General features: G+C 37.7%; 19 protein-coding genes. 15 read left to right on the forward strand and 4 right to left on the reverse strand.

Annotated features, from left to right (window positions below):
• Positions 1-23 precede the first annotated feature (23 nt).
• The 9 genes from LS684_RS05785 (at position 24) to LS684_RS05825 (ending at position 10,242) form a co-directional block, all read left to right on the forward strand.
• The gene (locus LS684_RS05785) at positions 24-935 is read left to right on the forward strand and encodes a fumarylacetoacetate hydrolase family protein (RefSeq protein ID WP_233810667.1); all 912 of its coding nucleotides are present in this window, start codon (positions 24-26) and stop codon (positions 933-935) included.
• A 95-nt stretch (positions 936-1,030) separates the two neighbouring features.
• On the forward strand, positions 1,031-1,390 hold the full coding sequence (locus LS684_RS05790) for a YisL family protein (protein ID WP_233810668.1): 360 nt from the start codon (positions 1,031-1,033) through the stop codon (positions 1,388-1,390).
• 139 nt (positions 1,391-1,529) lie between these two features.
• Positions 1,530-4,439, forward strand: coding sequence for a bifunctional diguanylate cyclase/phosphodiesterase (locus LS684_RS05795; protein WP_233810669.1), 2,910 nt, complete (start codon positions 1,530-1,532; stop codon positions 4,437-4,439).
• A 43-nt stretch (positions 4,440-4,482) separates the two neighbouring features.
• Complete coding sequence (locus LS684_RS05800; RefSeq protein ID WP_233810670.1) at positions 4,483-4,659, forward strand: hypothetical protein; 177 nt, start codon at positions 4,483-4,485, stop codon at positions 4,657-4,659.
• 232 nt (positions 4,660-4,891) lie between these two features.
• Complete coding sequence (locus LS684_RS05805) at positions 4,892-5,983, forward strand: sensor histidine kinase (RefSeq protein ID WP_233810671.1); 1,092 nt, start codon at positions 4,892-4,894, stop codon at positions 5,981-5,983.
• A gap of 13 nt (positions 5,984-5,996) precedes the next feature.
• A complete protein-coding gene (locus LS684_RS05810) occupies positions 5,997-6,629 on the forward strand; it encodes a response regulator (protein ID WP_233810672.1) in 633 nt (210 codons plus the stop codon).
• Positions 6,630-6,946: 317 nt separating this feature from the next.
• Positions 6,947-7,879: an ABC transporter ATP-binding protein gene (locus LS684_RS05815; RefSeq protein WP_233810673.1), complete on the forward strand. Its 933-nt coding sequence runs from the start codon at positions 6,947-6,949 to the stop codon at positions 7,877-7,879.
• A gap of 9 nt (positions 7,880-7,888) precedes the next feature.
• Positions 7,889-9,154 (forward strand): ABC transporter permease, encoded by a 1,266-nt coding sequence (locus LS684_RS05820; RefSeq protein ID WP_233810674.1) that lies wholly within the window; start codon positions 7,889-7,891, stop codon positions 9,152-9,154.
• The gene (locus tag LS684_RS05825; RefSeq protein ID WP_233810675.1) at positions 9,151-10,242 is read left to right on the forward strand and encodes an ABC transporter permease; all 1,092 of its coding nucleotides are present in this window, start codon (positions 9,151-9,153) and stop codon (positions 10,240-10,242) included. The genes LS684_RS05820 and LS684_RS05825 overlap by 4 nt, the downstream gene beginning before the upstream one ends.
• Before the next feature lie 123 nt (positions 10,243-10,365).
• Here the strand turns inward: LS684_RS05825 and LS684_RS05830 are convergent, their stop codons facing one another.
• Positions 10,366-10,929 carry a DUF2777 domain-containing protein gene (locus LS684_RS05830; protein WP_233810676.1) on the reverse strand — a complete coding sequence of 188 codons (564 nt, stop codon included), beginning with the start codon at positions 10,927-10,929 and terminating at the stop codon, positions 10,366-10,368.
• Positions 10,930-11,222: 293 nt separating this feature from the next.
• Between LS684_RS05830 and asnB the strand changes: the two genes are divergently transcribed.
• From asnB to LS684_RS05850, 4 genes are all read left to right on the forward strand, one after another.
• The gene (asnB, locus tag LS684_RS05835) at positions 11,223-13,070 is read left to right on the forward strand and encodes an asparagine synthase (glutamine-hydrolyzing) (RefSeq protein WP_233810677.1); all 1,848 of its coding nucleotides are present in this window, start codon (positions 11,223-11,225) and stop codon (positions 13,068-13,070) included.
• Positions 13,071-13,203: 133 nt separating this feature from the next.
• The gene (locus tag LS684_RS05840) at positions 13,204-14,727 is read left to right on the forward strand and encodes a phytoene desaturase family protein (RefSeq protein ID WP_233810678.1); all 1,524 of its coding nucleotides are present in this window, start codon (positions 13,204-13,206) and stop codon (positions 14,725-14,727) included.
• Positions 14,724-16,193 (forward strand): phytoene desaturase family protein, encoded by a 1,470-nt coding sequence (locus LS684_RS05845; RefSeq protein ID WP_233810679.1) that lies wholly within the window; start codon positions 14,724-14,726, stop codon positions 16,191-16,193. The genes LS684_RS05840 and LS684_RS05845 overlap by 4 nt, the downstream gene beginning before the upstream one ends.
• Positions 16,186-17,016: a phytoene/squalene synthase family protein gene (locus LS684_RS05850; protein WP_233810680.1), complete on the forward strand. Its 831-nt coding sequence runs from the start codon at positions 16,186-16,188 to the stop codon at positions 17,014-17,016. The genes LS684_RS05845 and LS684_RS05850 overlap by 8 nt, the downstream gene beginning before the upstream one ends.
• 393 nt (positions 17,017-17,409) lie before the next feature.
• Here the strand turns inward: LS684_RS05850 and LS684_RS05855 are convergent, their stop codons facing one another.
• Complete coding sequence (locus LS684_RS05855) at positions 17,410-18,768, reverse strand: MATE family efflux transporter (protein WP_233810681.1); 1,359 nt, start codon at positions 18,766-18,768, stop codon at positions 17,410-17,412.
• Between the two features lie 67 nt (positions 18,769-18,835).
• Positions 18,836-20,602: an alpha-glycosidase gene (locus LS684_RS05860; protein ID WP_233811553.1), complete on the reverse strand. Its 1,767-nt coding sequence runs from the start codon at positions 20,600-20,602 to the stop codon at positions 18,836-18,838.
• A gap of 387 nt (positions 20,603-20,989) precedes the next feature.
• On the opposite strand from LS684_RS05860, the gene LS684_RS05865 reads away from it, so the two are divergent.
• On the forward strand, positions 20,990-22,432 hold the full coding sequence (locus tag LS684_RS05865) for an alpha-amylase family glycosyl hydrolase (protein WP_233810682.1): 1,443 nt from the start codon (positions 20,990-20,992) through the stop codon (positions 22,430-22,432).
• Between the two features lie 162 nt (positions 22,433-22,594).
• A complete protein-coding gene (locus LS684_RS05870) occupies positions 22,595-23,638 on the forward strand; it encodes a LacI family DNA-binding transcriptional regulator (protein WP_233810683.1) in 1,044 nt (347 codons plus the stop codon).
• 169 nt (positions 23,639-23,807) lie between these two features.
• Here the strand turns inward: LS684_RS05870 and LS684_RS05875 are convergent, their stop codons facing one another.
• The gene (locus LS684_RS05875; RefSeq protein WP_233810684.1) at positions 23,808-24,677 is read right to left on the reverse strand and encodes an SDR family oxidoreductase; all 870 of its coding nucleotides are present in this window, start codon (positions 24,675-24,677) and stop codon (positions 23,808-23,810) included.
• Between the last annotated feature and the right edge of the window lie 30 nt (positions 24,678-24,707).

The following is a 24,707-nucleotide window of genomic DNA, read 5'->3' on the forward strand; positions in this document are numbered from 1 at the left end:
TTAATGAATAGTAGGTGAAAGAAATGAAGTTTGTAACAGGTGAAAAGGATGAAACCGTATTTATCGGAATCATGACGGAGGATGAGTCAAGTGTTATCGATTTAGGAAAGGGAAGACAAGAACAAATCGGAATAAATGATCTCCCCTTGTCAATGATCGAGTGCATTTCCCTTGGAGATGAATTTGTTGAAAAGGTTCAAAGCCTACTTGAATGGTTACAGGATCATCCTGCTTCGGCAAGGGGTGTGATGCATTTAAGAGCAGAGATAGTTTTACATGCACCGATTCCAAGGCCGAGCAAAAATATTTTCTGTGTAGGGAAAAATTACGCTGAGCATGCAATTGAAATGGGAAGTAAGGAAGATATCCCAGAGCATGTCATGATATTTACAAAGGCTCCTACAACAGTAATTGGACCAAATCAACAAGTGTCTCATCATCTTAGAGTGACTGAGCAACTAGATTATGAGGGGGAATTGGCTGTTATCATCGGAAAAAAAGGAAAAGAGATTTCTAAAGAGAATGCACTGGACTACGTATTTGGATACACCATCATAAATGATATTACCGCTCGAGATCTTCAAGCGAAGCATAAGCAATTTTTTATTGGAAAAAGCTTAGACACGACTTGCCCAATGGGACCATGGATTGTTCATAAAAGCCAAATCCCAAACCCAAATTATTTACATATCCAGACAAAGGTAAATGGAGAGGTCAGGCAGAATTCCACTACAGCTCATTTTATCTTTTCCATAGAAGAAGTGATCTCTGTATTATCTCAAGGTATGACTCTAGAGCCGGGAGATATTGTTGCAACAGGTACACCAGCTGGTGTGGGCAAAGGGTTTAATCCTCCAAGATTTTTAAAACCAGAAGATCAAATAGAAATCTCAATAGAAGGAATTGGAACATTAATGAATACTCTTGAAAGTTAAATGGGGAATTAAGAAGATAAACACCTTTCATTTAGGAAAAATGAATACATTTATGTTATGATGTTAACGTATTTGGAATATAAGGAGGTTAATCCATGACACATGCTCATATTACGACATGGTTTATTGCAATCGTACTTTTCTTTGTAGCTCTTAGCTTACATAAAAGCGGGAAAGCAAAAGGGTTTAAAGTTGTTCAAATGATTCTACGATTATTGTATCTATTAATTATTGCGACAGGTGCATTACTATTATTCAGCATAAGTACAATCACATTATCCTATATTATTAAATCGTTACTAGGCTTATGGGTTATTGCTATGCTTGAAATGATTTTAATTAAAACGTCTAAAAATGAAAAAACGACTCTATTCTGGGCGCAGTTTGTCATCGCCCTTGTTTTAGTCATTTACCTTGGGTTCAAATTACCACTTGGTATACCAGTATTTGGGTAATGACATAAAATGAACATTTTTTTAAAAAAGCTTCCGAAAAGGGAGCTTTTTTCATTTTTTGCCATTACAAAAGGTCTTATTTATGGTATTTTTAGAAATAAGTATATGCTGAAAATCATAATCTATAATGGTGGTTGCGATGGTCAAAACAATTTCTTGCCTGTATGAAAATGATAACCAACTAAATAGCTTTATAGATTTACACGATTTATTTGAATACCCCAATTTATTAGTTCAAGTCTTTTCAGGGATTAACGATACCCGCCGATTAAAGGAAGTACAACGGACATTAAGCGAATCTCTACCAACAAGTACAATTCTAGGCTGTACAACTGCTGGTGAAATGATGGATGGCGAATTATATGAGGGGCAAATCGTCTTAAACTTTACGATTTTTGAAAAGACAGAGTTAAATTCTGTCTTATTAAATCAATCATTCTATAAAGATAGTTTTGAAATGGGCAAACAACTTGCTACTTCTTTGTCCAGTTATGATACGAAGGCAATCATTCTTTTTTCAGCAGATGAAAAAGTCGATGTCCAATTGTTGTTAAATGGAATATACGAAGTAAGTCCAGAGCTTATCATCTCAGGCGGTGTAGCTGGTGATTATGGTCAATTTGAGCAATCATTCGTGTTTAACGAAACGGAAATAATAAGTAGCGGGGTTGTGGCTGTCGCTTTAAGAAGTGAGCAATTACAAGTGCGCACGTATACAAATTATAAATGGCATGAAATTGGTCAAGCTTTTACTGTGACTAAGTCAAAAGACAATGTGATCTATTCCATTGATCATCGAAAGCCCTTGCAAATCATTCGGCATTATTTAGGTGATATTTTTGTAGAAGGCCTGCCTCTATCAGGAGTGGAATTTCCCTTTCTCCTAGAGGAAAATGGAGAGAAAATATCGATTTTTATTACAAAAGTACTAGCAAATGGAGCGGTAGAGGTGAACCGCTCTGTAATAGAAGGAAAGAAGCTAACTTTTTCGTATGCCAATTTGCAAGGAATTATTGAAGATTCCTTACAAGAACTTAAGAAGCTCTCAAAGCATCCAGTTGAGTCGATTTTTATTTATAATTGTATGGCTAGAAAGCGAATGATTCGGCCATTTACTGAATATGAATTACAAACGTTTAATAGAATTGCACCTACATGTGGGTTTTTCTGTTATGGTGAATTTGCCACAAAAACGAAAGCACCAACACAACTAGTAGGTCATACGTTAACCTATTTGGCATTGTCGGAAACATATGAGGTTCAAAATCGAACATCAATATCCCCCAATTTTGTAGTGCCTGAGAATATGAAGGTCATTGATTCTCTAACTCACCTTATGCAAGCTTCACAAGCAGATATACGTACCTTAAATGAACATCTAAGTGTATCTGAGCAATACTACCGATCGCTTTTTGATAATAATGCAGATTTCGTGTATTCCACTGACCTTCAAGGAAATTTCACAAGCACTAATCCTGCTTTTGAGGCAACCTTTGGTTACAGTCAGGAGGAGGTCCTTGGAAAATCAGCCTTGAAATTTATTCATCAGCAAGATATACCTCGTGTTCGAATGCATTTCTATAGGGCATTAAAAGGAAAAGAGCAATATTATAATATTGAAATACAATCCAAGGATAAGGAAGTTCAGTTATTCCAGCTGAAAAATATTCCGATTACTGTTGATGGCGAGCGTGTAGGGATTTATGGAATTGGGCGAAATATTACGGAACAGAAGATCATTGAGGATAAAATTATTCAATTGGCATATTTTGATCAGGACACAGGGTTACCCAACCGTCTAAAGCTAACAGAACAGCTCAAAGAATTAATCCAAAGAGCTAAGAAAAAGAAGCGTTCTTTAGCAGTGATGTTTATTGACATGGATCGATTTAAATTGATCAATGACAGTTTAGGGCACTATGCTGGAGATTTAATTTTAAAAGACCTTATTCGCAGGGTGAGAAAATCTCTTCCCAAGGGAGCTTTTTTAGGGAGATTTGGCGGAGACAAATTGTCATTATTATTATCAAAAGATGTCTCGATAGAAGAAGTAACAAAGATTGCTAATAACATTCTTGAAAAAGTTAGTAAGCCTGTATTCTTTGAAAACCAAGAATTTTTTGTCACAGCGAGCATTGGTGTTAGTATGTTCCCAAGTGACGGCCTTGATGAAACTACATTATTAAAAAATGCTGACATTTCCATGAATCGTTCAAAGAACCATGGAGGGAACCTGCTAACTTTCTTCTCAAATGAAATGAATGAACAAGCTTTAGTTCGCTTAGAATTAGAAAGTTATTTACGTAAGGCCCTCCAAAAAAATGAATTCTATCTATGCTATCAGCCGTTAATTGATCTTCATACCGGAGCTATTTATGGTAGTGAAGCATTGATTCGTTGGGAACATCCATTAAGGGGAACTGTATCTCCTGGAGAATTTATTCCACTTGCTGAGGAAACGGGTTTAATTAACGACATTGGTAGCTGGGTGTTGCGAACAGCTTGTAGACAAACAAAAGAATGGCATGAACGGGGTCTTGGAGAGCTAACCATTTCGGTGAATGTTTCTGCTTATCAATTTCAGCAACCAGGATTTATAAATGATGTCAAGCGAGCTCTAGCTGAATCTAGACTAGACCCACAATACCTTACATTAGAGCTGACTGAAAGTACAATGCTTAGAAATATCGACCATAGTATTATAACCATGAAGCAGTTGCAAGTGATGGGAGTTAAAGTATCTATAGATGACTTTGGCACGGGATATTCCTCCCTTAGCTATCTAAGATCACTACCCATTAATACACTGAAAATTGATCGATCATTCATCAATAATTTGCGTTTAGATACATCTGATATCGCAATAGTAAAAGCCATTATTACAATGGGACATGGATTAGCAGTTAAAGTAGTAGCTGAAGGTGTAGAAACGAAGGAACAAATTGAGCTGTTGAAGGAGCTTAAATGCCATTATGCACAAGGGTTTTATATCCAAAAACCACTGAAGATTGCTGATTTTGAGAGGAACTTCTCGAAAACTGTTATATAAATCGTGTTAAAAGTGTAAAGAAGGTTCTGCTGGAGGGGTGAATATGCCTGGGGTTTGGGTGCTGGTAATATTGATTGCCGTAATGATCTTATTCATGTTTATTGTTCAAGCAATGGCAAGGCAAAATGGGCACACATTATTAACACAAAAGGATGTCATTGAAGCGTTAAAGGACCGAAGAGACGAGAGTGTAGAAGAGTCAAATGAGGAAATCAAATAGGAAGAGAGTGGCTTGAGCATAATGTCTCAAGCTTTTCTTTTTATTAGGTTAATTGGAAAGGGAATGAATACTTTCCCTAGGTCATGCAAAAATTGGATAGGATACAATCATACGCATTTATCAAATTCGAAACCTACTAAATGATATTGACCGTTCATTAGGACTTTTGATACGGTAAAGTTATTAGATTATTTAATTAATCATGATTTTTTAATGAGAGGAGTAAGGTGTTATGCCTCCTTTTTATATACGGATAACCCTATTATGTACTTTAATGGTTTGCATCTTTTATTCTTTAATTGATGAGCCGCAAGTTCAAATTTCCTATTTGTTTTATTCTGCATGTACATTAGCTTGCTACTTTTATTTGCCGCTGATGAATAAGCAGTTAATGGGATTAAGTTTTTTAATAGCAACGACAGTTATTTTTGCAGGACATGTAAATTATGGAACTTCCTATCTCCTCCTATTGCTAGCTGCGTTCTATTTATTCGAAGCCAATTTTTATCTTAAGATAAAACCATATAATTATTTATTAAGCGGCACGGCTGTTTTTACATTTCCTTACCTTCTTTTCTATCAAAACAATCTACATATGTTGACGATCATACTAGGAATCTTCTTACTTCTCCTATTCTTCTATTTACATAATTTGTATAGGAGTGTGGAATCTCAAAAAATCATATATGATCAAATTCTTGCTGAGTATCGAAAGCTAAAGAGACAAGCTATTCAAAATGAAAAGTCTATTCGTGCGGAAGAAAGAACTAGGATTGCAAGAGAAATGCATGACTCGGTTGGTCATAAGCTAACCGCCATCGGATTTCAGCTTGAAGTATTTCTTATGAATCAACCAAACGAACAACTAAGAGGGATAAAAGTGCTAGTCGATGAGAGTTTAGATGAAACAAGGAAAGCAGTTAGAGCTCTTCAATCTGAAGAAGTAGTAGGGATTACCTCTGTAATTAATTTAATTCGAAAGCTTGAGGCAGAGAGTCACTTATTGGTCCATTTCACAACAAAGCAGGGAGTACTAAACCTTTCTTTATCAAATAAACAAAGTGTGGCTCTTTATCGAGTGATCCAAGAAGCATTAACGAATGTGATGAAGTACAGTGATGGGCGAGAGGTTTCGGTAACCTTTGGAATATCGGCAAAAGGAGATCTTAATTTTCAAGTAATCAACCGAGTTTACCAGCCAAATTCTTTTTATGAAGGCTTCGGAATCAAAAGTATGAAAGCAAGACTACAGGGAGTGGGAGGGTCTATTCATATCTACCAAACGGATCAGGAATTTGTCGTAGATGGGAACTTGCCGCTTTAGGAGGAATGACAAAGTGAATCGAGTATTATTAGTTGAAGATCAATTAATTGTTCGACAAGGACTAAAGATGATTATTGAACAGGATCCTGATTTTGTCGTTATTGACGAAGCGGAGAATGGGCTTGAAGCAATGGAAGTAATGGAAAATAAAGCGGTAGATATCATATTAATGGATATAAGAATGCCTGTCATGAATGGAATTGAGGCTGCACATAAGATTAAAGCACGTTGGCCACAAGTGAAAATCCTCATTCTAACTACTTTTAATGATGAAGAATATGCTCTCCAAGCTCTAAAGGAAGGTGTAAATGGATTTCTCTTGAAAACCTCTGACGGCCCTAAGCTCCTACAGTCCATTAAAAGCTGTTTAGCAGGTGGAATGGCGATTCATGAACAGGTAGCCGCAAAGGTAGTTCCAAGGCTACTTGAAAAGCCAGAAACCACAAGTATTGATCATTCATTATCCCCTAGAGAGCTGGCAATAACAAAGCTGGTTGGACATGGAAAGACAAATAAAGAAATTGCCTCTGAGCTCTTCCTATCGATTGGTACAGTAAAAAATCATATTACACAAATCCTACAGAAGCTAGAACTTAGAGATCGAACTCAGCTCGCCATATTTGCGGTACGGCATGATCTCTTATAACCTGACTAAGCTGACTCACGCCTACTTATCTATCTTGAGTCAGCTTTTTTTGTATTGTAGTCCACATCTATGGAGGAGCTCAAGCTGGAGTGACAATAGGGTTAGCATCTGAAGCTTAGAGATCAGAGAAGGAAATCTAAATGAGAATATATATGATTGCTTCACTGTGTCTATGAATGATGGCAAATCAAATTACACACTTGTAATAATGACGGAAGGAAATGACTGAGGTCATGGTTAGACAAAGAACTAATGACTGTAGATAGTGTGGACTATTTTGGATTTCGGTTAAAGTAGTTATTAGAGGAGGGATTCATATGTTAGAAGTTGTGGAATTGAAAAAACAATATAAAAATAAATACGCAGTAAATAATGTAAACTTGTACCTTGAGAAGGGTGAAACAGTCGGACTATTAGGTCCAAATGGCGCAGGGAAGTCTACGATGATCTCGATGATATCTTCTTTAATCAGCCCAACAAGTGGAGATGTCAGGGTATATAATGAGAGTATTTTAAAAGCACCAAAAAAGCTAAGAGAAATTTTAGGGGTCGTACCTCAGGAAATCGCCTTATATATGGAGCTTACAGCAAGAGAAAATCTTGAGTTTTTTGGGAGAATTCATCGGATTCCTAAGGTGGACTTGAAGAAAAGAATAGAAGAAGTATTGGAAATCATCGGTTTAAAGGATCGAGAAAAAGACCTAGTGAAAACCTTCTCTGGAGGAATGAAGCGGCGACTAAATATTGGCGTTGCATTATTACATGAACCAGAGTTGATTATTATGGATGAACCTACTGTTGGAATTGATCCTCAGTCGAGAAACTATATTCTTGAAACCGTGAAGCGGTTAAATTCAGAAAAGAATATGACGGTCCTTTATACGAGTCATTATATGGAAGAAGTTGAGTATCTATGTGATCGAATCTATATCATGGATCATGGTGAAATCATAGCTGCTGGATCTAAAGAGGAGATAAAATGTATTTTGTCTGCTGAACAGACCATTTTAATTAAAGTTGATTTAGTTAAAGGAGAGTTTATTCAACAGCTTGAAAACAACCCAAGTATCAAAAATATCTCAATACAAGAACCGAATATCTCGATTATTGTACCAAAGCAAGTAAACATCTTGAAAGATGTGTTTAAAATTGCAGAGGAAACTGGGACGGTCATAACATCTGCTAATGTTGAAACACCGTCCCTAGAGGATGTTTTCTTGCATTTAACCGGTAGGCAATTAAGAGATTAGGAGGGGATAATGATGCTCATGCAAATGATAAAAAAAGATCTTCTCATGTTTTGGAGACGACCTCGGGAGCTGATCATTCTCCTGCTCATGCCTTTTGTATTAATAACAATCCTTGGTACGGCATTAGGGGCACTCCAAGATGAGAGAGTACCGAAGCTATCCATTAAATTAGCAGTTTATGAACAATCAAATCATGAAGAAGAAGTAGAAAAGCTTGTCACACAGTTTGAAGAAGCTTCTCTCCCCAAAGCTGAAAAAGACCAAATAATACAAGCAATAAGACAATTCAATCCATTAACTGTTTTTATTAATGAAATTGAAGAAAGTGAAGAACTAAAGAAATCGATTACGATAGAAAAGATAGATACAAAACTTACAATGAAGCAAGAATTGGATTATAGTGGGATATTATATGTTCCCAAGAACTTTACGACGCAATATTATGAACATGCCTATTTCAATAAAGGTGATGCACCTAAGCTAGAATTAAAATTAAATGATTCTAAGTCGCTTGAATCAAGTATCTTAAAAAACATTTTTGAAATCTTTCAAAAGGAAATTAACTTTTGGTCGAAGGCCACGCAATATGGAATTAGTTCAGGGGAATTAGAAGCGAAGCTGTCCAAGGAAATTGGAGAGCGAGAAACAGTTTCAAAGAAAAAGCCGATTAATTCTGTTGCGTATTATGCGATTGGGATGAGTGTTATGTTCATCTTTTATGTGGCTTCAAATAATGCATCCTTTGCTTATGAACAAAAGGAGAACCATATTTTTGGAAGAATCTTGTTAGCAAGTGTACCTAAGTCTGTTTTCTTTATAGGAATATTTATTTCTACCATCATTTTTGCTTTTTTACAAATGGTGATCTTATTTGGGCTATCTGCCATCATTTATGATGTGACTTGGCCGAGTGTATTAAATTTCTTGATTGTAACTATATTATTAAGTGCGATGATGGGTGGATTTGCGGTGCTATTAACTGCCATCAATTTTCGCATGAACTCAGAAAGTACAGCTAGGATCTTTTCTTCCTTTCTAGTTCCGATTTTAGCATTTTTTGGAGGGAGCTTTTTCCCAGTATCTCAATTTGGTGCATTGTTTGAACTATTAGCAAGTTATTCACCAGGTGGAGCAGGAATTTCATCCTACTTAAAAATAATTCAAGGTTATTCTATTGGTGATATTAGCTCTCAAATGATCACCATGCTTGTAACAACGATTATTTTATTATTACTTGGAATTATTATTCAGCCGAAAAGAGGTGACTCGATGTGAAGGGGATTTTGTATGGCAAGCTGAAAATGTTAAGGAAGCCAGGAGCATTTATAGCTACAACAATCATATGTATTGCTTTTGCATTCTTAATGGGAACATCCTCATACTCCAATTCAAAAATAATTGTACCTGTCTATAGTACAATGGAAGATGATGATTTTAATCAGATAGTGAAAGAATTGAATGACAATGATACGTATCAATTTGAGGCAGTTCCGAAAAGAAAAGCATTAGATGAAGTATCTGTTGGAAAAGCAAATGCAGGCCTTGAATTAGAACAGGACAGCTACGTTCTCTATACTTTGGGAGGGGCAAACTCAAATGATCGTTTAATTGAACAATATGTAGACCAATTCTATCAAGAAAAACTAAAGGAAGAAGTAGTGAACGAGGCAACAGGAAGCACCGAGGTATTTCAGCAAATCAATCAAAACCCTCTATTAGATATTCATATCACTTCTTTCCAAGACGACGAGGAATGGGTGTATGATCAAACATTACAATCATTATTTGGCTATGTTTTATTCTTTTCGATCTATACGGTGGCATTTAATGTTGTAGAGATTTTAAGAGATAAGCAGTCAGGAATCTGGGATCGCTTAATTCTCTCACCAACCTCAAAGACCCAGATATATGTAGGAAATTTATTGTATAGCTTCTTCATTGGATATTTTCAAATCGCATTAATATTCTGTGTGTTTAAGTTTATGGTTGGAGTCGATTTTAAGGGAGCTTTTGGAGCTGTTCTACTCGTTGTCATTCCCTATTTATTTGCAATTGTTGCGATGTCCATTTTATTAACAGGTTTAGTGAAAACGATGGGGCAATATAACGCAGTCATTCCGTTAGTTGGTGTGAGCTTTGCCATGCTAGGAGGAGCTTACTGGCCGATTGAAATTGTTTCTTCTGAGCTTCTCCTTGGACTATCAAAATTTATCCCTATTACGTACGGGATGGAATTATTAAAAGGTGTCACCGTATCAGGCCTTTCAGTATCAGACCTGTTATACCCAATTGGCCTCCTTCTGTTGATGGGAGTCGTCATGATGGGGATTGGGATTCGTTTAGTTGAAAGAAGACATGTGTAAAGGAAAAAAACAGCACGTGAAAAGTGCTGCTTCTAAAGATAGTTGTTTAAGGGACCGAGAGCACGCTCTTGGTTCCTTTTCTGAATTTTTAATGGAATTTAGCCTTTCATTTTGTAAGTAACGCTAAGAAGATACCTTCTCGATAATCATCCGTTTTCCGCTATTGATGGTAAACTCAAAACGGTCATTTATGCTTTCAAAATAGCTGAAATGATGCTGAACATTGCAAAGCTGTTCTTGATTATCAAAAATCAAAAAATTAACTCCTGATTTTCGTTTTTCATGGCCTAGAAACTCCAGGTGATTGTAACAATAAATACAATCATAAACAGAAAACTGCAAGCTATTTAAGCTCGTCACAAATTGAAAAAATGAATCATCAGATAAACCCTCTAATAATCTTTCGAGAGAATAAATTAAGTGTTTACGAATTCGAATTAGATCATGATTCTGAAGAAAGATGCTGTCTTTTCCTAAGTCAATCTTGCCTCCTTCGAAAATCTTCCCTTTTTTCCAACGATTGTTGTATAGGATTTCAATTTCCTGGTGGAGGTAGTCATCCATTAATGATGCTTCTTCGCTCTCTGAATCAAAGAAAACCCACTGATCATTCATATATTCAACGGTACCTTCTGTGAAAGAGCGAGTTTGATATTCCATTAGCTTAATTCTTTGCTGTTTATTCAAGTTAATACCTCCGTAATCATCCCTCAACATCCTTTGTAGACAGTTTCTTCAAATTTTATAACTCATCATATTACATTTAGGTAAATAACCAACTCAGTAATCGCTGCATACAATAGATTCTACCTTAATGAATGTGGTTATCCTTATTCAAAAAAGTTGTAAATAAGCATATTTACAATGGGTTTTTCTCATTTTTTACATTCAAACACATATATTTGAAAACGGGTAATGGGTAGCTTCGACTATCGTTTACATTCACAACAAGATAGACAACCAAAGAAAGGATGGTTCACATGTGCGGAATTACTGGTTGGGTTGACTTCGGAATAGATTTACGAAAGGAAACGTCGACTATCGAAAAAATGGCGGAAACATTAGCGAAGCGTGGTCCGGACGATACAAATATATGGACGGATGTTCATGTTGGATTTGGTCATAAGCGGTTAATTGTTGTTGATCCAGAAGGTGGAATCCAACCAATGACAAAAGTAAAACAAAGCAATAAGTACACGATCTGCTACAATGGCGAACTATATAATACGGAAGACCTCCGTAAAGAGTTACTACTTAAAGGATATTCTTTTAACGGCCATTCTGACACTGAGGTTTTACTAGCTTCTTATATGGAATGGCAGGAAAAATGTGTGGAGTTTTTAAATGGGATTTTTGCTTTTGCAGTTTGGGATGAGAAACAACAGCAGTTATTTATCGGCAGGGATCGGTTAGGGGTAAAGCCTTTGTTCTTTGCGGATACTGCAAAAGGAATCATCTTTGGATCTGAACTAAAGGCGATCTTAGCCCATCCGAACATGAAAGCGGAACTGAATCGTGAAGGGCTTTCAGAAATTTTTGGACTTGGCCCATCGAGATCACCAGGTTCTGGTGTGTTTAAAGGGATTAGCGAATTAAGACCTGCTCATGCAATGACCTTATCTCGTTCAGGTCAAAAAATATGGCGCTATTGGAATGTGAAAAGTGAACAACATCAAGATTCATTAGACCAAACTGTAGAAAAGGTAAGAGGTTTATTTACCGATGCGGTTAATCGGCAGCTTGTTTCAGATGTTCCACTATGTACGTTTTTATCAGGTGGGGTGGATTCTAGTGCGATTACTGCCATTGCAGCAAAGGCATATGCAGATGAAGGGAAAGGTCAGCTTCATACGTATTCAATTGATTACGAAGGCAATGATCAGTTTTTTAAGACGAATGAATTTCAACCAAATTCTGATGGTGCATTTATTCAGAAAATGACGGAAACGTTTAATAGTAAGCACCATTACAGTATCATATCACAGGAACAGTTAGCCGAACATTTAATCGAAGCAGTTCATGTACGGGACCTACCTGGTATGGCAGATATTGACTCGTCCCTATTATGGTTTTGTCGTGAAATAAAAAAGGACTTTGTTGTAGGATTATCCGGCGAATGTGCTGATGAGATTTTTGGGGGATACCCATGGTTTCACCGAAGCGAGGATTTGAGCCGTGAGGGGTTCCCTTGGCAGCGTTCTGTTCATGCACGTCAAGAACTGCTGAAAGGCCACTGGAGCGAGCGATTGAAAATTCAAGATTATGTCATGGGAAAATATTATGATACAGTGGCTGAGACACCAAGGTTAGATGGAGAGTCATTAGAGGAACAGAAAAGACGTGAGCTATTTTACTTAAATATGATATGGTTTATGACGACGTTATTAGATCGTAAAGACCGTATGAGTATGGGGGCGAGCTTAGAGGTGCGAGTGCCGTTTGCCGACCATAAGCTAGTAGAATACGTATGGAATATCCCTTGGGAGATGAAAATGTATGGAAACAGAGAGAAAGGAATCTTAAGAAAAGCTTTGGAGGGGGTTTTACCCAATGAAGTTCTATATCGTAAAAAGAGTCCTTATCCCAAAACACATCACCCAGCTTATACGAAAGCAGTCAAAGGATTCTTAGGAGAAATCTTAGAGGATCGAAATTCAGCATTATATGAGTTTTTCGATCAGCAAAAATTAAAAGAAATGATTGATAGTGAGGGTGCTGCATTTAAAGAGCCTTGGTTTGGTCAGCTCATGACAGGTCCACAATTACTAGCTCATCTTGCACAGATACATGTGTGGTTTAAAGATTATCATATTAATATTGTGGATTAACGTAGAAAATCAGCTTCTATTAAAGATAGAAGCTGATTTTCTTTTATGAACACATTGAAAATTGTCAAATGTGGTTGATGTTTATATAATGTTTGTATAACTTATGTACAATAAATATACTAGGAGGCCAATCATGGCAAAAAACATTATCGTCATTGGTGCAGGGCCAGGGGGATTAGCAGCAGCCATGCTCCTTTCAAGTAAAGGATATAACGTAACTGTATTTGAAAAACAGCCATTTGTTGGAGGAAGAAATGGGTCAATGACCATTGATGGATATACTTTCGATATTGGTCCAACTTTCTTGAGCATGCCTCATATTGCTGAGGAGCTATTCGAAGCCGCAAATCGTAACATAGATGATTATCTACAATTGGAAGAGTTAGAAACCATGTATGAGTTACAGTTTGACGATATTCAGCTAAAGATGACTCGAAATGAACATGAAATGTATCACCAAATTGAAACGCATTTTCCAGGTGAGGGAAAAGGGTATCTGGCGTTTATGAAGGAAACAAAGAAGAAGATGGATGTATTAACACCCATTCTTCAAAGTAAGATGGATCGATATTCGGATTATTTAAGCTTAAAGGTATTAAAAGCACTTCCAGAACTATCGTTAGGTAAGTCACTTTATGACGTGTTAAGCCAATATTTCACAAGTGAAAAACTCAAGCTTTCTTTTACATTTCAATCAAAATATCTCGGAATGTCTCCATGGGAATGTCCTGGAGCCTTCTCCATCTTATCTTATATGGAGCATGAACATGGAATATTTCACCCGATTGGGGGACTCAATCAACTTCCTAAAGCAATGGCAAAGGTAACGGAGGAATATGGTGGAGAAATCCGATTGAATATGGGTGTGGAAAAGTTATGGCTAGAAGGAAAAGATGTGAAAGGTGTCATTTTAGAAAATGGCGAGAAAATTGAGGCAGATGAAGTCGTCATTAATGGGGATTTTGCCCATGTGATGACAAAACTTGTAGAACCTGGGGCTTTGAAAAAATACAGTCCGACGAAGCTAGAGAAGAAGAAGTATTCTTGCTCGACCTTCATGATCTATCTAGGACTCAATCATATGTATAATCTTCCACACCACACGATTTGTTTTGCAGAAGATTATAAGAAAAACGTTGAGGATATTACAAAAACGAAGACGTTATCTATGGATCCTTCCATTTATATTCAGAATGCATCAATTACAGACTCTACGTTAGCACCAAAGGGAAAATCAGCCTTGTATATTCTAGCTCCTGTTCCAAATAATTTTAGTGAAATCGACTGGGAAAAGCACGAGAATGCATTTCGAGATCTAGTGTTTGAGACAATCGAGAGAAAAACGGGTTTTAAAAGTTTAAGACAATTTATTGAGGTGGAAAAAATTATTAGCCCACGGCATTGGGAACAAGATATGCATGTCTATAAAGGGGCAACCTTTAATCTTGGTCACCAGCTATCACAAATGATGGTACTACGTCCTCATAATCGCTTTGAAGAGTTAAACCATGCATGGTTAGTTGGGGGAGGGACACACCCTGGGAGTGGGCTCCCAACTATTTTAGAGTCTGCACGAATTACGACAAGATTAATTATGGAAAGCGACGGACTTAAGATAGAATACCCAATCCAGCCGAAGATGGAGCAGGCACTATGAGAGCAGCGATTATTGGCGGTGGAATAGGCGGATTAGTTACTGCATTACTTTTATCAAAGCAAGGGCATGATGTTACTATTTTAGAAAAAGAGGCACGGCTTGGTGGAAGGTTAGGGTTTGTTGAAAAGAATGGGTTTAAAATTGATATAGGTCCAACCATTGTCCTATTGCCAGAAATGTTACAGGATATTTTGACAGAGGCAGGAATAAATAGTGATGCGTATGAATTAATCAAATGTGATCCACTGTATAAAATTCATTTTGCTGATCAAAGTGCTTATACCAAGTATGCGGATATGAAAAAGCAAGAAAAGGAAATCACCTCTCTGTCACCCGATGATCTAGCAGGCTTCCGCCAATTTATGAAAGATATGGAAGGTCGGTTTAATACAGGAAAACCGAAGTTTCTTGAAAAGTCCTTTACAAGGAAACGGAATTTTTATAACAAAGAAACGATTAAGACTTTACTTGAAATGAAAGCTTTCCGAGATGTGTATAAGCAACTTTCTCGCTATTTTTCGGATGAAAGACTAAGAGTTTCATATGCACTCCAAACTTTGTATATTGGTGGAAATCCTTTGCGGACACCTGCGATTTACAGCTTAATTTCATACAGTGAGCATAAACATGGAATTTATTATTTAAAAGGTGGATATGGTAGCTTAGTTGATGTGTTAGAAGCGGAGTTACGCAAAAGGAAAGTTACCATCCACTTGGATACTAAAGTGCAGGAGCTTCATTCCACAGGTTCACACGTCGATTACTTAATGGTAAACGATGAACGTCATGTGTTTGATTCATATGTAGTAAATGGGGATTTCCCAGTAGCAGAGCGAGAGCTATTAAATAGAGAAAAGTCATACACCCCTTCATCAGGATGCTTGCTCTTCTATTTCGGTTTGAATAAGAAATATGAAGATCAAATGACTCATCAATTTTTTATCGGAAGTAACTTTAAGCAATCGATGAAGGAGATATTTGAAAAAAGAGAACTACCTACTGATCCATCGTACTATACATTCTACCCTTCAAGTATAGATTCATCATTAGCTCCAAAGGGGAAAAGTGTTCTCTATGTGCTTGTTCCAGTACCTTCGGGGTCTCAAATTGCTTGGAAGGAAACGAGGGAATTTCAAGAAAAGATTCTTCGCCGAATAGAGGATGATGCGTTCCCTAATTTAAGAGAGCATGTCGAATGGATGAAAGTGAGAACACCTGAAGATGCGGAGGCGGAAGGGCTCTTCGCGGGAGGAAGCTTTGGTATAGCACCCGCTCTTATGCAGTCTGGTGTGTTTAGACCACAAGTAAAGCCATTTAAGGAACAGAATGTTTATGCAGTAGGGGCATCCACTCACCCTGGTGGGGGGATTCCGATAGTTATGCAAGGGGCAAAATTGGTCGCTGAGGAAATGTTTAAGGAAACGACTACCTATATATCAAAAGAGGAAGTGATGACAATTGGATAAACTTCAAGTCGCATATGAATTCTGTGAAAACGTGATAAAGGAAAATTCGAAAACCTTCTATCGAGCATTTTCTTTTTTACCATCCAGCCAAAAACGGGCTGTTTGGGCCATTTATGCCTTTTGCAGAAGAGTAGATGATATTATCGATGAAAGCGCCCATCCGAAGCGAGAAATTCTTCAATTTGAGCAAGAATACGCACTGTTTAAAAAGGGCCGCTTTGTAGATGATCCAATGTGGATGGCACTTACAGATGTGTTTCAGTGTTTTGACATGGATGAACAAGCATTTGATGACATGATCAAAGGACAAAAGATGGACTTATGTAAAAACAGATATGATACGGTAGAAGAAATGGTTGATTATTCCTATCATGTTGCCAGCACAGTGGGATTAATGCTCTTACCCGTTCTTGCACCAGGAAAAGAAACAGAACTTAGGGAAGGGGCTATACAGCTAGGTCTTGCCATGCAGATTACGAATATTCTTCGAGATATCGGCGAGGACTTAATGAAAGGAAGGATCTATCTTCCAAAGGAGAAATTTATCCAGCATCATTATTCTATGAAGGAATTTCTTCACTATGAGGTAAACGAACGCTTCATCTCAATGTGGGAAGAACTCGCGAAAATGGCAGAAGACAGTTATGAGCAAGCAATGGAAACAGTAGAATTATATCCAGAGTATTCACGGATTCCTGTAAAAGGAGCAGCCTTTCTATATCGAGCAATTTTAGATGAAATTCGGAACAAGGGCTATAACGTCTTTAAGCAGAGAAACTTCGTCACAGATCATATAAAAGAACGAATTATGGCTTCATTATAAATTGTTTTAGTAAAACACTTGGACTTTTCATGCGATTAGTCCGGGTGTTTTTTTATTGATGAAAAAACTCCATGTGTTGGTGGTGTCAGGATAGAAGATGAAAATGAATGTGAAGAAGGTGAGGGCGGATCGGACAAGAAAAGGTAGAAAAAGAGGAACCCGAGTCCGAAGAGAGAGTGATTTCGGACAGAAAAGGTAGAAAAAGAGGAACCCGAGTCCGAAGAGAGGGCGATATCGGACAGAAAAGCAAGAAAAAGAGGAACCCGAGTCCGAAGAGAGGGCGATATCGGACAGAAAAGCAAGAAAAAGAGGAACCCGAGTCCGAAGAGAGAGCGATATCGGACAAGAATGCAAGAAAAAGAGGAACCCGAGTCCGAACAGAAAAGCAAAAGTCTACGAGCGAGAAGGTATCTTCTTTACAAATGATTTATCCATCCAAACTTTTGATTTCCATCTCCAAAGCATCAGGAGGCCTCTCAACCATTCATCCGCTATAAAAGCAATCCAAATCCCGACTAGGCCTAGACCGAAATGGATGCCTAGCAGATAGGATAAAGTTACACTGACTCCCCACATTGAAAGAATGCCCATGTACACAGGGAATTTGACATCGCCAGCAGCTCTTAATGAATTGATAATGACTAGATTAAATGAGCGTCCTGGCTCTAACAGAATAGTTAACAATATTAAGGTGCTAGCTACCCGAATAATTTCACTGTCTGATGTGAATATCCCTAGCAATTGATGGGAGAAAAAGCTAAACACTAGAGCAGCACAAAAAGAAATCATCACTGCAAGCTTCAAGCTTTTCAAGCAGCGTTTGTAGGCTTCTGAAAATTCATTTGCACCAACCATATGTCCAATGAGAATTTGAGTTCCCTGACTAATGGCGATACCGAATAAAAAGATGAACATCATTAAATTCTGTGCATACACTTTTGCGGTTAAGGCCTGTGTACCTAAAATCGCGATAAAATAAGTGATGACCATTTGTGAACCATTATAGGAGAGGTGCTCACCGGCAGATGGAATGCCGATACGCAGTAAGTCCTTCAAGTGTTTTTTAGGAAAATGATATAGAAACTTTAATGGGAAACCGCCTTTAACTCTATTAAATAACAAGATAAGGGCAGCAAGTAAACCTAAGAATCTACTGATTGTTGTCGAGATGGCAACGCCCTCAACTCCGAGAATAGGAAAACCGAATGGACCAAAGATAACAAAATAGTTACCTATGACATTTAATATATTCATGCCGATTGTAATGTACATAACATCTCGAGTAAAGCTATAGCTTCTAAGAATGGCACCAACTGTCATGATCAATGCTTGAACAAATGAAAAGACACCAACAATTTTTAAATAAACGCCTGCCTCTTCTAATAGTTCATTGGGAATATCCATTAAGAGGAGGATTCGCTCGCTTAATAAAAAAATGATTAAGCTTAAGCCAAGGGAAAATACAAAGTTAACCCCTAATGAAACGACGGCTATTTCAGAGGCAGTTTTCATTTGCTTAGCACCTAAGTTTTGTGCAATTAGAATAGCCGTTCCTGTAGCGACAAAACCGAACATGACTATAATAAATGCTAGAATCTGGTTTGACACGCCAACAGCAGCTACTGAATTATCGGAGTACTGAGATAGCATGAGGGTATCTGCGTTTCCCATTAACATATGTAGGAGTACTTCAATAAAAATGGGCCATGTGAGCGTAAATAGAGTAAGATTCCTTTTTGATTGATTTTCCATAATAGCCTCCAAAAAAGCCCCTCATGAAAACGGGGCTTTTGTTCTTATGCATGAAACGTGTCTAAATTTATTCCTTTGAAAAATGGAGAACCTCATAGCCATATGGTGGCAATTGGACAAGCAATTGACTTGCTTCAGCTGCATACTCTTTCAAGTGAATTAAGTCTGTAATCTTCTTTCCTCTCAAGTGAAAGGGGATCGGAAACTCACTATTTTCGTCAGAGGGGTTCATCACAACCAAAACAACTTCTGTTTCCGTTGATTTCGTAAAGGCTAGGCACCCTGTGACACCGGTTGAGTGAAGGAAAGAAAAATCACCCTCATTTGCAAGAAGGGGGACTTCTTTTCTAAGTTTAATAAACTTTTGTATATGCTGAAATAACTCAATATTTTGCTGAGTTGGATCCCATTCCATGCATCCTCGACATCCAGGGTCCATTTCACCTGATAATCCAATTTCATCTCCATAATAAATACAAGGTGTTCCAGGAAACGTTAATAAAAATGTAAAGATTATTTTAGCCTTTCGAATATCTCCTCCACATTCTGACAGAATTCTAGGTGTATCGTGGCTTCCTACCAAATTAAATAATGATTGGTTGACTGTTTCAGGATACTTGAATATTACGGCTGTCATCCCCTCGATAAATTCTTTGGTTGTTATCTCACCTTTTGCAAACAACTGGATAACAAAGGATGTAAATGGATAGTTCATTACGCCATCAAATTGATCTCCCCTAAGCCATGGCATAGCATCGTGCCACACCTCACCTAAGATATAGAGATCCTGCTTTATCGTTTTTAGGGCCGTCCGAAACTCCCTCCAAAAAATATGATCGATTTCATTTGCGACGTCTAATCTCCAACCGTCAATATCAAACTCACTTACCCAATAGCGCCCAACGTCTAGTAAGTATTTTTTTACTTCAGGATTTTGGGTGTTTAGCTTTGGCATAGTTTCTACAAAGGAAAAGGTACGGTAATTTGGAAGAGGTCCCCCTTCCAAAGGAAACTGATTCACGTAAAACCAATCTCGATACTTTGACTTTTCACCATTTTGTAATACATCTTGAAATGGAGGGAAGTAATAGCCACAATGATTAAAAACGGCATCAAGCATCACCTTTATGCCTCGGGAATGACATTGGATAATGAATTTTTGAAAAAGCTGTTTCTCCCCAAACTGTGGGTCCAATTCAAAATAATCGATCGTATCGTATTTATGGTTAGATTTTGCTTTAAACACTGGTGTGAGGTATATACCTGTTACACCTAAATCTCCCAAATAGTCTAGGTGATCAATGATTCCTTGAAAATCTCCGCCAAAAAAATTGGTCGAGGATGGAGGCACACTTCCCCATGCTAGAGTATTTTCTGGGTTGAGCGACTCTTTTCCATTTGCAAACCGCTCAGGAAAGATTTGATACCATACTGTATCTTTTACCCAGTCTGGCGCTGAAAAAATTTCATTGCTGTGTAAGTAAGGGAAACAAAAGTAGCTACCAGGGTCATTTGGGCGTTCATTGATGAATCCCTTCTCGGTATAGAAAATTTGATTTTCATGACCTATTAACTCAAAGCCATAACGAATACGGAAATGAGGGGGATGGATACTCGTCTGCCAATAGTCATAGAGGTGATCACTGCCTATCTTTTTCATTTCGGTGATATGAGATATCCAGGTGCCATTCTCCCACTCAAATGGATCACCATAAGTTAATTTAATTTTCATCACATTTTCTTTTTTCGTTTGAATTTTAATGTGAAGTGAATGATGGTCGATTGGATACGTTAGATGATCAATAGGACGATGGTATATAGACGAACATTCAATCAAAGATATTCACCTCCATTTATAGCGCAATCGTTTGCGCATTTGCCAGGAATTTATTGTACAGTTTGAAGCTACTAGGTACAAGGCATCCTCAAAATTCAATTCGTTCTAAGAAACTATTCTTTGATTATTATTATATTCCAAAGTAACAAAAAATAGGGAATCAAATCAAGAGGAATTAGAGGGTTTGAGAAATTCTTCTTGTTTATAGAATAAGAGCCTTCATGATTGACTAAAGAAGATCGGAAAGGCTAATCTATAGGAGGATGAAAGAAGGGTCTAATTGGTTATTGAATAGGTAAAGCTATGTAAGGGTATGCAAAATTGCATGCCATCAACTATATGACTTTTTTACATTCCGATATCACCTTTTAAGGAGGAGCGGGGATGAAATCAAGAGCACTGTCTCTATTCTTCATTCCATTTCTTCTTTTCTATGGTCTCCCAGTTGGAGCGGTTGAAAACGAAGAGCGGAAATGGCTAGATGAATCAATTTATTTTTTAATGATCGATCGGTTTAATGATGGAGATCCATCAAACAATGAAAATGTACAAATGGAAAATATGGATGCATACCATGGTGGAGACTTTCAAGGAATCATAGATCGACTTGATTACATAAAAGAAATGGGCTTTACTTCCATTATGCTGTCACCGATATTTGCAAATGCAGATGGAGGATATCATGGATATTGGGTGAATGACTTCTATCAAACGGAAGAGCACTTTGGCAATATTGAAATGTTCAAGGAGCTTGTTGAGGAAGCACATAAAATTGAATTAAAAGTAATCGTCGATTTTCCTGTTCAATTTGTCGGAAGCGAACATCCATGGGTAACAAACTCACAAAAAAAGGATTGGTTAAAGGGTCAGGTGAATGAAGAGCAGTATGAAGTTAACCTGGCAAATGAAGAAGTGCAGAAGGAAATGGTCAATCTAGCGAACTGGTGGATTCAAGAAACAAAGCTTGATGGATATTTTATCGGTACCGTAGATAGCGATTTCGGTTATTGGCGAGATTTTTCAGAGGCTGTCAAGAAAGAGAATCAAGATTTTATATTGATGGGAAATTCGAATGAAATAGAACTGGATATTCAATTGAATACAAGTCTGGTTAAACCTTTGCGAAATGCATTTGAGAAGCCTGACAAGTCGATATCAGAGCTCCTTTCATTACAGCAGGAAAATGAAGTACTAAAAGGGAACTATGTTGACAATCACTTAACATCACGCTTTACAAGGGAAATTATTGATGAAAATATTCATCCTGGTGCACGATGGAAGTTGACACTTGCCTATATGTTTACTACCCCAGGAGTTCCAATTGTATTTTACGGAAGTGAGATTGCTTTAGATGGTGGAGATGTTCCTGATAATTATAATCAAATGGACTTTCGAACAGATAAAGAATTGATTGAGTATTTAACGAAGCTTGGGGAGCTTCGCGATCGTCTACCATCATTAACCAAAGGCACAATGGAGCTTGTAAAGGAAGAGAATGGTGTAGCAGTTTATAAGCGTGAGTTTGAGAATGAAGTGTCAATTGTTGCTCTAAATAACACTTCAAAATCTCAAAGCATTGCCATCCCAGCAAGTACATTTGAGGCAGATAAGGAGCTGAGAGGGCTACTTGCAGGCGATCTTGTCCGTGAGGAAAACGAAGAATATACGATGATTATTGACCGAGAAGAAGCTGAGGTTTATGTACTAACAAATAAGTCAGGCTTAAATATTCCTTATTTAGTAACAATGGGTATTGTATATTCTGCTTTCATTGGTTTTCTAGTATTAATTTGGAAAAGAGCGAGAAGAAATCGATCAGAACAATAGAGGTTGCATAGATGAGAGGGAGAGGAATGATATATTTCTCTCCCTTTGTCTATCATTTTTTCAGATATTATGGGAAATATGTGAATAACTGAAAAAAGAAAGAAAAAACGCTTACATTCGATTATAATAAAGGAATAGTCAATGATGAAAGAGGGGGAACTGATGGGTGTAACAATTAAAGATGTGGCAAAACTAGCAAAAGTAGCCCCTTCAACAGTTTCACGTGTGATTGCAAATAATCCTCGGATCAGTGAAAAGACAAAGCAAAAGGTAAGAGCTGCAATGGAGCAGCTTGGGTATCATCCAAATTTTATTGCTCGTAGCTTAGCAAGTCAGTCAACACAAGCAATTGGCTTAGTGATGCCGAGTTCAACTGATGTTGTTTTTCAAAACCCATTCTTTCCAACCGTTTTAAGAGGAATTAGTGAAGCGGCTCATGAAAGACAATATGCTCTTCATATGACGACAGGGAAAACAGAGGAAGAAATATACGATGGCGTCATCCAAATGGTGCAAGGTAGAAGGGTAGATGGGTTGGTTCTGCTCTATTCGAAGGTTGAAGATCCGGTTCTCAACTATTTGCAAGATAGGGATTTTCCTTTTGTTGTTGTAGGAAAGCCATTTAAACACGAAGAGACGATTTCTCATGTGGATAATGATAATTTTAGGGCTGCTAAAGATGTGACAAATTATTTACTTCAGCTTGGTCACGAGCAAATTGCGTTTGTTGGCGGAAATGTAAATTTGGTCGTGACAGTTGATCGAGTGCTTGGTTATGAGAAAGCTTTAAGAGAGGCCAAAATTCCTTTCCGAAATGAATATATTGTTCATGAGAAGTTTTTAAAAGAGGGGGGACAAGAGGCAGTTCGCGAACTTCTTCTATTGGATAAACCACCTACTGCTCTAGTTGTAGCCGATGATCTTATGGCAATTGGTATATTAAACACCTTAACGGAGCTTGGAATTCAAGTTCCAGAGGATATTTCTGTTGTTGGGTTTAATAATGTCCTATTAGCAGAAATGTCCCGTCCACCTTTAACCTCAGTTGATATTAATATTTTTGATCTTGGATACCATGCTACGAAGACACTGATTCAACTGGTGGAAAATCCAAATGAACCGGTCAAACGAATGATTGTCTCTCATCGAATTATCAAACGTTCATCTTGTAGTATACCTAGTTTGAAGAGGCCAATCATGTCATAAACAAGCAGCGAATGTAAAGGTACACATAGCTGCTTGTTTTTTCTTTGTTTAGGGATAAAGTACTTCGACAAGCCTTAAGAGGTCGTACGTCAGATTAGAATGACTTTCTTCAATTCTAGTTTGTCTTGCTTGCCCTTGCATGACCAAGACGCACTGAGCTATTGTTACTTTACCCGTTTACGGCTGTCCCGCCATTCACATGAATCATTTGTCCACTTACATAAGCTGAATCATCACTTGCTAAATAAACATAGCTAGGTGCTAGCTCAAAGGGCTGTCCCGCTCGCCCCATCGGAGTGTTTGTCCCAAATTGGCTCACCTTTTCTGCAGAAAAGGTAGATGGAATAAGCGGTGTCCAAATAGGGCCAGGGGCTACGCCATTTACTCGAATACCTTGACTTGCAAGGCTTTTAGCAAGAGAGCGGGTAAAAGAAACTACGGCACCTTTCGTAGAAGAATAATCTATTAGCTGTTCATTTCCTTCATAAGCCGTTACTGAAGCCGTATTAATGATCGAGCTCCCTTTTTGTAAATGAGGAAGTGCTGCTTTCGTTAAATGGAAATAAGAAAAAACATTCGTACGAAAGGTTCGTTCCAATTGTTCAACACTTATGTCTGTTAAGCTTTTTTGTGGATGCTGCTCTGCTGCATTATTTACAAGGATATCAATGCGGCCGAATGTATCTAGCGTTTGCTGGATTAATTGACGACAAATGCCTTCATCCCCAATATCTCCAGAAATCGTTATGCAAGCTTGTCCTTCAGCTAGGACAAGCTTTTTCGTTTCTTCAGCATCCTCATGCTCATCCAAATAGGAGATGACCACATTTGCTTCTTCTTTTGCGAAATAGATGGCAACTGCTTTACCAATTCCGCTATCGCCACCGGTAATAATGGCTGTTTTACCCTTTAGCTTTCCGCTTCCTTTGTAGTTAGAATCGACGGATAAAGGCAGGGGCTTCATCTGTGATTCGATTCCTGGCTGGCGCTTTTGATGTTGCGGGGGAAATCCTGCTGACGATTGATTTTCCTTATTCATTCTCATGCACTCCTTCCATTTCTCAGAAGT

The sequence above is a fragment of the Cytobacillus spongiae genome, from assembly GCF_021390075.1.